At 58.8% G+C, this 13,045-nt stretch carries 15 protein-coding genes and 1 tRNA gene; 9 read left to right on the top strand and 7 right to left on the bottom strand.

All coding sequences use genetic code 11. The features are described from left to right. Positions 1–72 precede the first annotated feature (72 nt). Both rpsA and cmk read right to left on the bottom strand, forming a co-directional pair. Positions 73–1,773, bottom strand: a complete 1,701-nt coding sequence (rpsA, locus tag AC1DCP_RS18690; protein ID WP_004431908.1) for a 30S ribosomal protein S1 — start codon at positions 1,771–1,773, stop codon at positions 73–75. 149 nt (positions 1,774–1,922) lie between these two features. Continuing rightward, the gene (gene cmk, locus AC1DCP_RS18685; protein WP_004431904.1) at positions 1,923–2,603 is read right to left on the bottom strand and encodes a (d)CMP kinase; all 681 of its coding nucleotides are present in this window, start codon (positions 2,601–2,603) and stop codon (positions 1,923–1,925) included. Between the two features lie 198 nt (positions 2,604–2,801). Between cmk and AC1DCP_RS18680 the strand changes: the two genes are divergently transcribed. After that, positions 2,802–3,191 (top strand): TIGR02300 family protein, encoded by a 390-nt coding sequence (locus AC1DCP_RS18680; RefSeq protein WP_004431900.1) that lies wholly within the window; start codon positions 2,802–2,804, stop codon positions 3,189–3,191. A 152-nt stretch (positions 3,192–3,343) separates the two neighbouring features. Then, positions 3,344–3,419, top strand: a tRNA-Ala gene (locus tag AC1DCP_RS18675). 73 nt (positions 3,420–3,492) lie between these two features. Here the strand turns inward: AC1DCP_RS18675 and AC1DCP_RS18670 are convergent. Next, the gene (locus AC1DCP_RS18670) at positions 3,493–3,993 is read right to left on the bottom strand and encodes a thermonuclease family protein (protein ID WP_174041183.1); all 501 of its coding nucleotides are present in this window, start codon (positions 3,991–3,993) and stop codon (positions 3,493–3,495) included. 72 nt (positions 3,994–4,065) lie between these two features. Continuing rightward, positions 4,066–4,440: a PAS domain-containing protein gene (locus tag AC1DCP_RS18665; RefSeq protein ID WP_004431894.1), complete on the bottom strand. Its 375-nt coding sequence runs from the start codon at positions 4,438–4,440 to the stop codon at positions 4,066–4,068. A 208-nt stretch (positions 4,441–4,648) separates the two neighbouring features. Between AC1DCP_RS18665 and AC1DCP_RS18660 the strand changes: the two genes are divergently transcribed. From AC1DCP_RS18660 to AC1DCP_RS18630, 7 genes are all read left to right on the top strand, one after another. Next, a complete protein-coding gene (locus tag AC1DCP_RS18660) occupies positions 4,649–5,551 on the top strand; it encodes an NUDIX hydrolase (protein ID WP_013762088.1) in 903 nt (300 codons plus the stop codon). Between the two features lie 69 nt (positions 5,552–5,620). Beyond that, a complete protein-coding gene (gene nadA, locus AC1DCP_RS18655) occupies positions 5,621–6,592 on the top strand; it encodes a quinolinate synthase NadA (protein ID WP_004431880.1) in 972 nt (323 codons plus the stop codon). Further along, entirely contained in the window at positions 6,589–8,154 is a 1,566-nt protein-coding gene (locus AC1DCP_RS18650) for an L-aspartate oxidase (RefSeq protein WP_476774560.1), read from the top strand. The genes nadA and AC1DCP_RS18650 overlap by 4 nt, the downstream gene beginning before the upstream one ends. A 1-nt stretch (position 8,155) precedes the next feature. Beyond that, positions 8,156–9,013 carry a carboxylating nicotinate-nucleotide diphosphorylase gene (gene nadC / locus AC1DCP_RS18645; RefSeq protein WP_476774559.1) on the top strand — a complete coding sequence of 286 codons (858 nt, stop codon included), beginning with the start codon at positions 8,156–8,158 and terminating at the stop codon, positions 9,011–9,013. Positions 9,014–9,148: 135 nt separating this feature from the next. After that, positions 9,149–9,400: a GlsB/YeaQ/YmgE family stress response membrane protein gene (locus tag AC1DCP_RS18640; RefSeq protein ID WP_004431872.1), complete on the top strand. Its 252-nt coding sequence runs from the start codon at positions 9,149–9,151 to the stop codon at positions 9,398–9,400. 12 nt (positions 9,401–9,412) lie between these two features. After that, on the top strand, positions 9,413–9,832 hold the full coding sequence (locus tag AC1DCP_RS18635; RefSeq protein ID WP_004431862.1) for a DUF3597 domain-containing protein: 420 nt from the start codon (positions 9,413–9,415) through the stop codon (positions 9,830–9,832). Positions 9,833–9,854: 22 nt separating this feature from the next. Beyond that, entirely contained in the window at positions 9,855–10,043 is a 189-nt protein-coding gene (locus tag AC1DCP_RS18630; RefSeq protein ID WP_004431853.1) for a hypothetical protein, read from the top strand. Between the two features lie 87 nt (positions 10,044–10,130). On the opposite strand, the gene cydX is transcribed toward AC1DCP_RS18630, so the two are convergent. Genes cydX through AC1DCP_RS18615 form a run of 3 tightly spaced genes read right to left on the bottom strand, consistent with a single transcriptional unit; the run spans position 10,131 to position 13,022 of the window. After that, positions 10,131–10,253 (bottom strand): cytochrome bd-I oxidase subunit CydX, encoded by a 123-nt coding sequence (cydX, locus tag AC1DCP_RS18625; protein WP_004431852.1) that lies wholly within the window; start codon positions 10,251–10,253, stop codon positions 10,131–10,133. A 27-nt stretch (positions 10,254–10,280) separates the two neighbouring features. After that, entirely contained in the window at positions 10,281–11,438 is a 1,158-nt protein-coding gene (gene cydB, locus AC1DCP_RS18620; RefSeq protein ID WP_476774558.1) for a cytochrome d ubiquinol oxidase subunit II, read from the bottom strand. Between the two features lie 6 nt (positions 11,439–11,444). Next, entirely contained in the window at positions 11,445–13,022 is a 1,578-nt protein-coding gene (locus AC1DCP_RS18615) for a cytochrome ubiquinol oxidase subunit I (RefSeq protein WP_476774557.1), read from the bottom strand. Positions 13,023–13,045: the final 23 nt, after the last annotated feature.

The raw sequence follows: 13,045 nt of genomic DNA, 5'->3' as shown, positions 1-13,045 counted from the left end.
CGAACACTGTAGCCAACAAAAAACCCGCCGGAAAATTCCGGCGGGTTCTTTATATCAAACGATCTCTAGCGATTATTCGCTGCGGTTCTTCAGAGCCGCACCGAGGATGTCGCCGAGCGAAGCGCCAGAGTCGGACGAACCGAACTGTGCGACGGCTTCCTTCTCTTCAGCGATTTCCAGAGCCTTGATCGAAAGCATGACCTTGCGGTCCTTCTTCGAGAAGTTGACGACGCGAGCGTCGAAAACCTGGCCAACTGCGAAACGCTCCGGACGCTGATCGTCACGATCGCGTGCGAGGTCGTTGCGGCGGATGAAGGAGGTGATGTCCTCGTGGTTGACGAGCTTCACTTCCACGCCACCGTCGTTAACGGCGATGACTTCGCACGAAACGACTGCGTTCTTGCGCAGGTCGCCGGACGTTGCGGCTTCACCGACAGCATCCTTGCCGAGCTGCTTGATGCCGAGCGAGATGCGTTCCTTCTCGACGTCAACATCGAGAACGACGGCCTTGACCACGTCACCCTTGTTGAACTCTTCGATGACCTGTTCGCCCGGACGGTTCCAGTCGAGATCCGACAGGTGAACCATGCCGTCGACATCGCCTTCGAGGCCGATGAACAGGCCGAATTCGGTCTTGTTCTTGACTTCGCCTTCGACTTCAGTGCCGGCCGGATGGCTGAAGGCAAATGCCTGCCACGGGTTTTCCAGCGTCTGCTTGAGGCCGAGCGAGATACGGCGCTTGGACGGATCGACTTCGAGAACGACAACGTCAACTTCCTGGCTCGTGGACAGGATCTTGCCGGGATGTACGTTCTTCTTGGTCCAGGACATTTCGGAAATGTGGATCAGGCCTTCGATGCCCGGCTCCAGCTCTACGAATGCACCGTAGTCGGTGATGTTCGTGACCGTACCGGAGATCTTCTTGCCAACCGGGTACTTGGCGGAGATGCCATCCCACGGATCGGACTCGAGCTGCTTCATGCCGAGCGAGATACGGTGGGTTTCCTGGTTGATGCGGATGATCTGAACCTTGACCTGCTGGCCAATGTTGAGGATTTCCGAAGGATGGTTGACGCGGCGCCATGCCATGTCGGTAACGTGCAGCAGGCCGTCGATGCCGCCGAGGTCAACGAACGCACCGTAATCGGTGATGTTCTTGACGACGCCGTCAACAACCTGGCCTTCTTCGAGGTTCTGAACGATTTCAGAACGCTGCTCGGCGCGGGACTCTTCGAGAACCGTGCGGCGCGAGACAACGATGTTGCCGCGACGCTTGTCCATCTTGAGGATTTCGAAGGGCTGCGGGTTGTGCATCAGCGGGGTAACGTCGCGGATCGGACGGATGTCGACCTGCGAACGCGGAAGGAAGGCAACGGCGCCGTCCAGATCGACGGTGAAACCACCCTTGACCTGGTTGAAGATAACGCCTTCGACGCGCTCGCCAGCTTCGAACTTGGCTTCGAGCTTGACCCAGCTTTCTTCGCGGCGAGCCTTCTCGCGCGACAGAACGGCTTCGCCGAGTGCGTTTTCGATGCGCTCGACGTAAACTTCGACTTCGTCGCCGACCTTCAGCGTGCCGTCCTTGGACTTCGCGCCGAATTCCTTCAACGGTACGCGGCCTTCAACCTTGAGGCCAACGTCGACGATGGCAACGTCCTTCTCGATTGCCGTCACGATACCCTTGGCAACATAGCCTTCGGCAAGATCGTTAGAGGCAAAGGATTCTTCGAGAAGCGCTGCGAAATCTTCGCGCGTGGGGGTAGATACTGACATGAAATCTCCTGATTGCATCCGCGCGAGAGCGAATACAAAAGCGCCGGTGGGCTAGCGTTGTTGATACCCGAACCCATGCCCGCCTTTTCAAAAGGCTTCCCGGCGCAAGGACATGTCTTCAGGCAATTCCGGACTAAACGCGGACCGATTCAAGCGGTTCCGCGAAAAACCTGTTTCTTCAGGGCGGCGTCGATAATCATCCGCGCGGCCTGAAACGCCGCCTCTATACTCATTTCCGACGTATCTAGCAAGTGCGCGTCTTCAGCCGGTTTCAACGGGCTGTCGGCTCGGCCCATGTCGCGCTCGTCGCGTTTCTTCACCTCGGCGAAAATGGCGTCGTAGTCTGCAACGCTGCCGTTGGCGACAATTTCATCATAACGCCTGCGCGCCCGCACGTCCGGCGAAGCGGTGACGTAGAGTTTCACCGGCGCATCAGGGCACACCACCGTGCCGATGTCGCGGCCATCCAGAACCGTGCCCGGTTCCTTTGCCGCAAACCGCTGCTGCGCTGTCACGAGCGCGCGCCTCACCGGCGTCATCACCGCAATCCTGGACGCCGCCTCGCCGATATCGTGCCTTGAAAGCACCGCGCGGTCGAGGCCGGCAAGGTCGAGTTGCAGCGCCACCTTTTCAGCGACTTTCTCGTCATCGAGCGACAGGCCGGCGTCAAGAAGTGCCTTGGCCGTGGCTCTGTAGGTCAGCCCGGTGTCGAGATGATGGAAACCATAGGTCTCCGCAATCTTGCGTGACAAGGTCCCTTTGCCCGCCGCAGCTGGCCCATCTATGGCAATCGTAAAGGTCATGAAGCTTTCTGCCTGTGCGTCCATCATTAATACAGTAGAGTGCGTCGGCCTCCAATCTTTATGAGCAGCCTGACATACAAGTCGCATCATGGGAGGGCGGCCTCCAAAGTTTGTCTTTGACACGAAAGACCGCAACGATTAAGGGGACCGGCTAGAAATTTTACCGTCTATGCCGGTTTTACGGCGTACACACCGAAACTCATTCGACAATTTGAGGCTTAGACAGTGGCAAAAGCGGACCTTGGTACCAAGCGCACAGACCCCGATACCGGCAAGAAGTTCTACGATCTGAACCGCGACCCGGTCGTTTCTCCCTATAGCGGCAAGTCCTGGCCGCTCTCTTTCTTTGAAGAAAGCACCGCTCAGGCAAAGCTCGAGCAGGCTGAAGAAGAAGAAGTCGCGGAAGTCGATGCCGAAAACACGGAAGTCGAACTCGTATCGCTGGAAGACGCCGACGGCGACAACAGCGGCGACGATATCCCGGACCTGGGCGACGATGACGACGACGTGGAAATCGGCGACGACGACGACACCTTCCTTGAAGCCGACGAAGACGACGATGACGACGACATGTCCGGCATCATCGGCGTACCGGGCGACGACGAAGAAGCTTGATCTTATTGGATAAACCAGCCCGGCGACAAAAAAATGAAGCCGGGCTGTTTTTTGTGCTTGCACTCTTCGATTAGCCGAAGTAGTAAGCCGCCACCGAACGGAACAACAGCCGCTTCGGTTCCCGGAACCGGACGAAATGCCGGAACCCTTATGGGGCTATAGCTCAGCTGGGAGAGCGCTTGCATGGCATGCAAGAGGTCAGCGGTTCGATCCCGCTTAGCTCCACCAATCACCTTCTAAAATACAAATTTCCATCGTCCAGCACGGGCTTTCGTGCGGCATTGTCTGTTCTTCGCGTTGACTATTGCAAGAGCGCCCGCACATCCTGCCCGTTGATCCGGCATTCCACCGACGGAACGCCGCCGCCTTCTTCGAGCATGCGGCATTCCAGATATTTGCCGCGTAGGCGGTTCTCCAGCGCCTTGAAGGCTTTCAGGCCGCAGGCATAACGGCGGCCGTCAGGCCCGGCGCAAACCCGGTTGCGGTCGATGTCTTCCACGCCGGCGAGGCGGAACTCCTGTCCTTTGAAGGTGAAGCGATTGTTGGACGCAACGCGCAGGCGCTGATCCGCGTATATTTTCAGGGGGTATGGATCAGGCGGGGTCGGAATACGCTCATAATTCTGATGGCGGGGATCGACCCGGACCGGAGAGGTCGTCCACAGCGTTTCCGTGTTTGCGGAGAGGCCAGTCGCTGGATATGCCGCCTCGCCATTCATGAGCGAGGCGATGCGGATGCCTGCTATACCAAGCCCCGTGACCAGCACGATCTGAAACAGCAAAATGAAAACCTGCCGAACCATGTCACCGCAACATCAAAAAAATCGACAAGAAATAGATCGGCGTTTTTCAAGACAGACCGAACGCGATAAATATTACATCAATAAAATCTTGCGCGAGGTGATGTCTCGCACCGTGCCCATCGCCATGATTGGAATGCGGTCACCATCAAGGATAACCCTGCCCGTTGTCCGCAGCCAGCGAAAATCGCCGGATTTGAGTTCGATGCGGTATTGCTGATCATAGAACACGCCGTTCGTCAGCGAGTTGTAAACCGCCTTGGCCACACGCGCGCGCGAGCCGCTTTCGATCTGATCTATGAAATCCTCCACGGGAATGCCGCGGGCGGCTTTCTCTTCGGAAAATTCGCGCAGGCGAGCCGCCACAGCATCCAGATAAACCAGATTCTGCCCCACGTTCCAGGTGTAATAACCCACAAGTGTTTCTTCGAGATATATATCCTCTAACATCGGCCTTCTACATTATGGATGCTTTTGACGCGGGTCTTAACATAAAGGACGATACGCGACTAACCACAAGCACTTATTCTTTTGTCTGATCACTACGTAAAGTTATACATGCGCGTCGGCATCCGCGTTTCCCCGCCCGCTTGTTGGCGAACAGGCATTCCTGTGCCAAAGAAGGTCGATACCGACGCCATCTACCAGAGGACCCGCCGTGACCATAGGGCTTGCCCACGCCGAACTCATCGCCGTCGTCACCGCAATCACCACGGACGAGCCGCGGGTAATGACCGTGCGGGCGGGCGCGGCACTTCCATCAGGGCCGTTTGAATTCGGACACAGGACGCTTCAGAGCGGGTTGAGAGAGTGGATACACGAACAGACACATCATCCCGTCGGCTATCTCGAACAGCTCTACACCTTCGCCGACCGGGACCGCAACAATGACATTCTTGGCGGAAGAACCATATCGATCGGTTATCTCGGGCTGGTTCGCGAACAGGAGCCGCCTGGCAATGGCCGCCCTCTCTGGCATGGCTGGTACGAGTATTTTCCCTGGGAAGACCATCGGCAAGGCCGGCCGGCGGTTCTGGACACCATCATCGAAAAGCTGCGCTGCTGGGCGGATTCCGACCCTGCCTGCAAAGGCCAGCGCCATTTACGGGCCGACTTCACCTTCGGCCTTGATGGCGGCGGCTGGAACGAGGAACTGACACTTCAGCGCTACGAATTGCTCTATGAGGCCGGACTGGTCGAGGAAGCCCAGAGTGAGCCTCGGATCAATTTCGGCAGACCGATGTTTGCCGATCACCGCCGCATTCTTGCCACCGGCATCGCGCGCCTCCGGGCTAAGATCAAATACCGGCCTGTAGTTTTCGAACTGATGGCCGACGCTTTCACCCTGCTGCAATTGCAGCGCGCGGTGGAGGCGCTCGCCGGTCTGACGCTGCACAAGCAGAACTTCCGCCGGCTGATAGAACAGCAGCAGCTGGTGGAAGAAACTGGCGACATGGCGACCGAAACCGGCGGACGCCCTGCAAAGCTCTTCCGATTCCGCCAGACCGTTGTGGATGAACGCGCCCTTTCCGGAACCAAACTGCCACTCTCCCGCAATTGACATATGCTCACAATGAGAATATCTGTTTGCCGTAGATATACTCAAATAGAGTATAAATGGGAGAGTGCCGTGAACGAACAGATATCTGCCGCAAGCCTTTACGACCGCGTCAGCCGCGTCATTCCCAAGGCGGAATGGATGGGTTTTCAGGATGATGTGGAGGCGATCCTCGATCTGAAGCGCAGGCGCAACGCCGTCATCCTCGCCCATAATTACCAGACGCCGGAAATCTTCCACGGCGTTGCCGATATCGTTGGCGACAGCCTCGCCCTTGCGCGCAAGGCAATGGAAGTAGAAGCGGATGTGATCGTTCTCGCCGGCGTGCATTTCATGGCCGAGACGGCAAAGCTGCTAAATCCGGGAAAAACCGTGCTTATTCCGGATATGGCCGCCGGCTGCTCGCTCGCCGATTCCATCACGCCCGAAGACATCGCACTTCTGCGCAAGGCCTATCCCGGCGTTCCTGTCGTCACTTACGTGAACACGTCGGCGGCGGTGAAGGCGGCTTCCGACATATGCTGCACCTCCGGCAATGCCCGCCAGGTGGTGGAATCGCTCGGCGTGCCGCGCGTGCTGATGCTGCCGGACGAATATCTGGCGAAGAATGTAGCGCGGGAGACCAATGTCGAACTCATCGCATGGCGCGGCCATTGCGAGGTGCATGAGCTTTTCACCGTCGACGACATCAGGGAATTGCGCGAAAGCCATCCCGGCATCACCGTTCTCGCGCATCCCGAATGTCCGCCCGATGTCGTTGAGGCCGCAGATTTTTCCGGCTCGACCGCTGTCATGTCGGACTACGTCGGCCGGGAAAGACCGGCCCGCGTGGTGCTTTTGACGGAATGCTCGATGAGCGACAATGTCGCCGTGCATCATCCCGATGTTGAATTCATCCGCCCCTGCAACCTCTGCCCGCACATGAAGCGCATCACGCTCGGCAATATCCGCACAGCGCTTGAAGAAAACCGCCACGAGGTGACAATCGATCCGGCTGTTGCGGTCGCCGCCCGCCGCGCGGTGGAAAGGATGCTGGCGGTATGAGTGAGGCTCTGTCGCAATATGCAGGCAGGACGGTCATCGTCGGCAGCGGTATTGCCGGCCTGATGGCAGCATTGACGCTCGCACCGCAACCGGTCCTGCTTCTGACCCGCGGCGCGCTCGGTGGCGAAACGTCCAGCGMCTGGGCGCAGGGCGGCATTGCTGCAAGCCTTGGCGCTGACGACAGCACTGCACTGCATCTTGCCAATACGCTCGCCGCAGGCGACGGCCTCTGTGACGCGGCTATGGCAGCAGATATCGTCTCCACCGCCCCCGCAGTCATCGATGCCCTGGAACTAGCCGGAGTTCGTTTCGACCGCGATGCACAAGGCAGGCTCGTTTTCGGGCTGGAAGCCGCCCATGGCCGCCGGCGCATCCTGCATGCCGAAGGTGATGGCTCGGGCGCGGCCATTGTGAGGGCTCTTGCAGCCGCCGTTCTCAACACGCCGTCCATCGCAGTCCTGGAAGGTGCGGAGGTGCGCCGGCTGCTGACAGAAGGCGGGGCCATAGCCGGTCTCATCTGCGCCGGGCAAAAGGGCAGCTTTGTTCTGCCGGCCACAAACGTCATTCTTGCGACCGGTGGCCTCGGCGGGCTGTATGAGGCCACCACCAATCCCACCGGCAATTTCGGACAGGGGATCATGCTCGCCGCGCGCGCCGGAGCCATCCTCACTGATATGGAATTCGTCCAGTTCCACCCAACGGCGCTTTCCTCTCCCCGGCGGCCGCTGGCTCTGGTCAGCGAGGCGGTGAGGGGCGAAGGTGCCGTTCTTCTCAATGAAAGCGGCGAGCGTTTCATGGCGACCGTTCCGGGTGCAGAACTTGCCTCCCGCGATATTGTCGCCCGCGCCATCGACCGGGAAATCCTGCGCGGCGGCAAAGTCTTTCTCGATGCCCGCAAGGCGATCGGCAGCGGTTTTTCGGCGCGTTTCCCGTCAATCGACCTGCTATGCCGCGAGGCTGGTATAGACCCCGCCCGCGAACTCGTGCCCGTCCGTCCCGCCGTGCACTACCACATGGGCGGCGTCGCCACGGATGGTAATGGCCGTAGTTCCGTGCCGGGCCTATGGGTTGCGGGCGAAACCGCCTGCACCGGTCTTCACGGGGCCAATCGGCTGGCCAGCAACTCCCTGCTGGAGGCGGCTGCCATGGGCATGCGTGCGGCAAAAGATATTGCCGCCCGACCGGCATCAAAACGGGTGACAGCTGTCACGCCATTCGCAACGCCTGTTCTTTCGGCAGCAGACCCGTCTATCGTCAGGCCCATCGTCTCCCGCCATCTCGGCATCGCCAGGCATGAAGCGGGGTTGATCAGCGCGATCAGCGAACTTCTCCCACTGGCCGAACAGAACGGCCCGGCATCCGATCCCGCCATCGTCGGGCTCGCAATCGCCGTCTTCGCCGCCTTGCGAAGAGAATCGCGCGGGGCCCATTTCCGTAACGATTTCCCGGAAAAGGACGCGACCGCCACAAGGCGCAGGCTTTGCCTGTCCGATGTCATCGCCATTGCCCATGACCTCTCATCGTCCAATCTTTTTTCTTCCAGCATTGCGCGGAGCGCCTGACATGACCCTCACCCCTCTGCCACGCATTATCGTGGAGCCGCTTGTCCGCAACGCCCTTCTGGAAGACCTGGGTCTGGCGGGCGACATCACGTCCGCCGCAGTCATCCCCGCTGATCATCGCTCAGTCGTCGTCATGGCGGCGCGTGAACCGGGTGTCATCGCAGGTCTTGATGCCGCAGAACTGGCTTTCCAGTTGGTGGACCCGACAATCGTGATGAGGCGGCAGGTGCAGGATGGCGCGGCGGTCGCTCCGGGCGATATTATCGCGACGATCGAGGGTCCCTCGCGCGGTCTTTTGACGGCGGAGCGCACCGCCCTTAATTTTCTCGGCCATCTCTCAGGCATCGCGTCCGTCACCGCTACAATTGCTGCCGCCATCTCCGGCACCAGAGCCTCGGTTGCCTGCACCCGCAAAACGACGCCGGGCCTCAGGGCGCTGGAAAAATATGCCGTGCGCGCCGGCGGCGGCATGAACCACCGTTTTGCCCTTTATGATGCTGTTCTCATCAAGGACAACCACATCGCCGTAGCCCGCGGCGTGCGTGACGCTATCCGCAGCGCCAAGGCGGGTGTCGGACATCTGGTCAAGATCGAGGTCGAGGTCGATACGCTCTTGCAATTGCGCGAAGCGATGGAGGAAGGGGTCGATGCGGTTCTACTCGACAACATGCCGCCGGAACAGCTGCGCGAGGCGGTGCAGATCGTCGCCGGACGCGCCATAACCGAGGCCTCCGGACGCATCACCCCTCAAACCGCAGCAGCCATTGCAACAACCGGCATCGATCTCATCTCCGTCGGCTGGCTGACCCACAGCGCGCCGGTTCTGGATATCGGGCTGGACTTTCAAAGCCAAAGCTGACGAAAGCAAGGAGACCGGAACAAAATCCTCGATTGACCGTTAATTCCCTGCCGGGGGTCAAGAGGTGGGGGGATCAGTGCGCGCAAAAGCCTGTCCATATGCCTGCGGACCTCTCTCACAAAGGAAAGGCCTGTTATGGAAGACGCACAAATCGGCTGGATTGCAGCAATCATCATCGGCGGCGTAGCCGGTTGGCTTGCCGAACAGTTCATGAAAAGCAACATGGGTCTTTTCATGAACATAATTCTCGGCATCGTTGGCGCCATCGTCGCCAATTTCCTGCTTGGGCTTGTGGGCATTTCGCTCGGAGGCTGGATTGGATACCTTATCGCCGGTTTCATCGGCGCATGCATTCTCATTGCCATCGGGCGCGCATTTCGCCGATAGAGGGAGGACACAATGAGCTTTTTCGACAAGATCAAGAACGCGATTTTTGGCAAGGCAGAGGCTGCACCGCAGACTTCGGCGCCAGCTGGCGCGCCCACGACAGGCGCAAGCCCGGCCGCTCCGGCTCAGCCAGCAGCACCAGCACCGACAGCCGCTGCTCCGGCATCCACCGGCAGCGTCGATGTCGCCTCCATTCTGGACGCGGCGGTCAAGCAGAACGGGCAGAAACTCGACTGGAAACATTCGATCGTCGATCTTCTGAAAGCGCTCGATCTGGACAGCAGCCTAACCGCTCGCAAGGAACTGGCAAGCGAACTCGGCTATACCGGTGATACCTCGGACTCAGCCACAATGAACATCTGGTTGCACAAGGCTGTCATCAAGAAGCTGTCTGAAAACGGCGGCAAGGTTCCGGCAGAACTTCTGCATTGAACCAGTGACCGGGAGAACCGCGATGGACGACTATTCAAACTTGCGAGAGCAGATCGGCCAGGACCTCGACACCCTGCACAGGACAGAGAATCCGAAATCGATTTTCGAGATTGCCGACGACTATCTTCTGGGAAACCCAAATCTGAAGAGAGCGCTGGTCGAAGACATCATCAAGGAAGAAGCGGACAAGCGCGGCATCGCGATCCACTGAAACCGCGCGTGTCAATCGCGGCGATTTCTACAAGAAGGGCGGCATCCAGATAGGACGCCGCCCTTTTTTGCCCCGTGCCCCGAAGCGTTATTTTTCCGGCTTGGCCCCGGCCTTTCTGGCGTTTTCTTCCATCAGCTCATACCACATGGCGTTCATGACGGCGAAAATAGCGGCGAGAGGCAGGCCGAGCAGCCAGGCGAAATACCACATGTTCGATCTCCTTGTATTTGTTCGATATTAATAAGCGTGGCCGCTGTCTTCACGGATCGCCTTTTCATCCACCTTGCCCCACAGCACGCGATAGACCCATGAGGTGTAAGCGACGATGATGGGGATGAAAATGAGGGCGACGACCAGCATGATGAACAGCGTCATATGGCTCGACGATGCGTCCCAGACCGTCAGGCTCGATTTCGGATCGATCGAAGAGGGCAGGATGAAGGGAAACATCGTCAGACCGACCGTCGAGATGATGCCGAATATGGCAAGCGAACTGGAAAGCAGCGCCAGCACCTCACGCCCGCCCCTTAACAACAGGAAGGCGACGAGCGGGAAGGCAAGACCGAGCGCCGGTGCCAGCATCATCCATGGATGGGCCGCGTAATTCGCAAACCAGACGCCGCTTGCAACCTCGACCGTCTTTGACAACGGATTGGACGGACCGTCGTTCACGACTTCCGAGGTGAAGCGATACCCGTCGATACCGAGCCACAACAATACGCCACCAAGCGCAAAGAGAACTGTGGTGGCAAGTGCTGCAATGCTGCCGAAACTGCGGGCACGCGCAGCGACCGGCCCTTCGGTCTTCAGCACCAGCCAGGCCGCACCATGCATCACCAGCATGCAAACGGAAACGAGGCCGCAAAGGATTGCGTAAGGGTTGAGAAGCTCGAACAAAGTCGTGCCGTCGTAAAAAATCCTGAGGTCATCGTTGAAGCGGAAGGGTACGCCCTGCAGCACATTGCCGATCGCCACACCGAAAATCAGGGCGGGAACAAAGCCACCGACAAACAGCGCCCAATCCCAGGTATTGCGCCATGTCGCACTCTCGCGCTTGGAGCGGTATTTGAACCCCACCGGCCGCAGGATCAGCGCAAATAGTGTGGCGAACATCGCCAGGTAAAAACCTGAAAACGACACCGCATAAAGCGGCGGCCACGCGGCGAAGATGGCGCCGCCACCAAGGATGAGCCAGACCTGATTGCCTTCCCATACCGGGCCGATGGAATTGATGACGACACGCCGCTCGAGATCCGTTTTCGCGACGAAAGGCAGCAGCGCGCCCGTGCCAAGATCGAAACCGCCGGTCACGGCAAAACCGATCAGCACCACGCCAAGCAGCAGCCACCAGATGACGCGGAGGACTTCGTAGTCGATGAGTTGATGCAATATCATGATCGTTTACTCCGCAGCGACGAGTTTTTCAGGAACGAGCGGCGCTTCCGGCTCGTGATCCGGATCCGGCCCCTTGCGGATCGCCTTCAGCATCAGCCCCATTTCGACGATGAACAGCACCGTATAGATGGCGATGAAGCAGAGAAGCGTAATCAGAACCGTTGAAGCGCTGAGGCTGGAGACGGCGGCGGCCGTCGGCAGCACGCCTTCGATGATCCATGGCTGACGGCCGAATTCCGCGACCACCCAGCCCATTTCCGCAGCAATCCACGGCAGCGGAATGGCGAAGACGGCCACCTTCAGCAAGAACGGATAGTGATCCAGCCGGCGGCGGGCGGAGAGATAAAAGAAGGTTGCCGTCAACAGGATGAAGAATATGCCGAGACCGACCATGATGCGGAACGCCCAGAACAGCGTCGGCACATGCGGGATGGTATCGGCGGCGGCCTTGGCAATCTGCTCCTCCGTCGCCTGGCGCGGATCGTCGACATAACGTTTCAGCAACAGGGCGTAACCAAGCTCGTGGCCGAGCTCCGCAAAGGTGCCACGCACCTCTTCGGGCAGTTCCGCGCCCTTGCCGGTGGCACGTATCTGCATCAGCGCATCATAGGCCTTGATGCCATCGCGGATGCGGGTCTTTGCGAGTTCCACCAGATCGTTGATACCGGGGATTTCCGTGTCCAGCGAGCGCGTGCCGATAAGGCCCATCACCCACGGAATTTTCACGGCGAAATGCGTCTCCCGGTTTTCCTGATCAGGAAAACCGATGGCAGTAAAGGGGGCGGGTGCTGGTTCCGTTTCCCACATGGCTTCGATCGAGGCGAGCTTCATCTTCTGGTGTTCGGTCGAAAGATAACCGCTTTCATCACCCAGCACGACGACCGACAGTGCAGCAGCCAGGCCGAAAGAAGCTGCAACCGTCATAGACCGCTTGGCGAGATCGACATGGCGGCCTTTCAGCACGTACCAGGCGGAAACGCCGAGCACGAAGATGGAGGCAGTGACATAACCCGCAGAAACCGTGTGCACGAACTTCGCCTGGGCGACCGGGTTCATCAGCACCGCGAAGAAATCCGTCACCTCCATGCGCATGGTCTGGGGGTTGAAAGCCGATCCCGTCGGGTTCTGCATCCAGCCATTGGCGATCAATATCCACAACGCCGAGAAGTTCGAGCCGATCGCCACGCACCATGTTGCGATGAGATGGCCGAGCTTGGACAGCTTGTCCCAGCCGAAAAAGAACAGACCGACAAAGGTGGCTTCCAGAAAGAAAGCCATCATCCCTTCGATCGCCAGCGGCGCACCGAAGATATCGCCGACATAGTGGCTGTAATAACTCCAGTTCATGCCGAACTGGAATTCCATGACGATGCCGGTGGAAACACCAAGCACGAAGTTGATGCCGAACAATGTACCCCAGAATTTCGTCATCTGCCGCCAGATGGTGCGGCCGGTCATGACATAGACCGTTTCCATGATGGCGATCACCACGGACAGTCCGATCGTCAGGGGAACGAATAGAAAGTGATATAAAGCGGTAACAGCGAATTGCAGGCGCGATAGCGCCACGATGTCGAGTTCCATGTTTTTACCCCACCTTTCAGGAA

This window comes from Agrobacterium sp. 10T429 (genome assembly GCF_056393925.1).
Note: the sequence above shows the minus strand (reverse complement) of the source record. Positions and strands in the feature narration are given on the sequence as shown.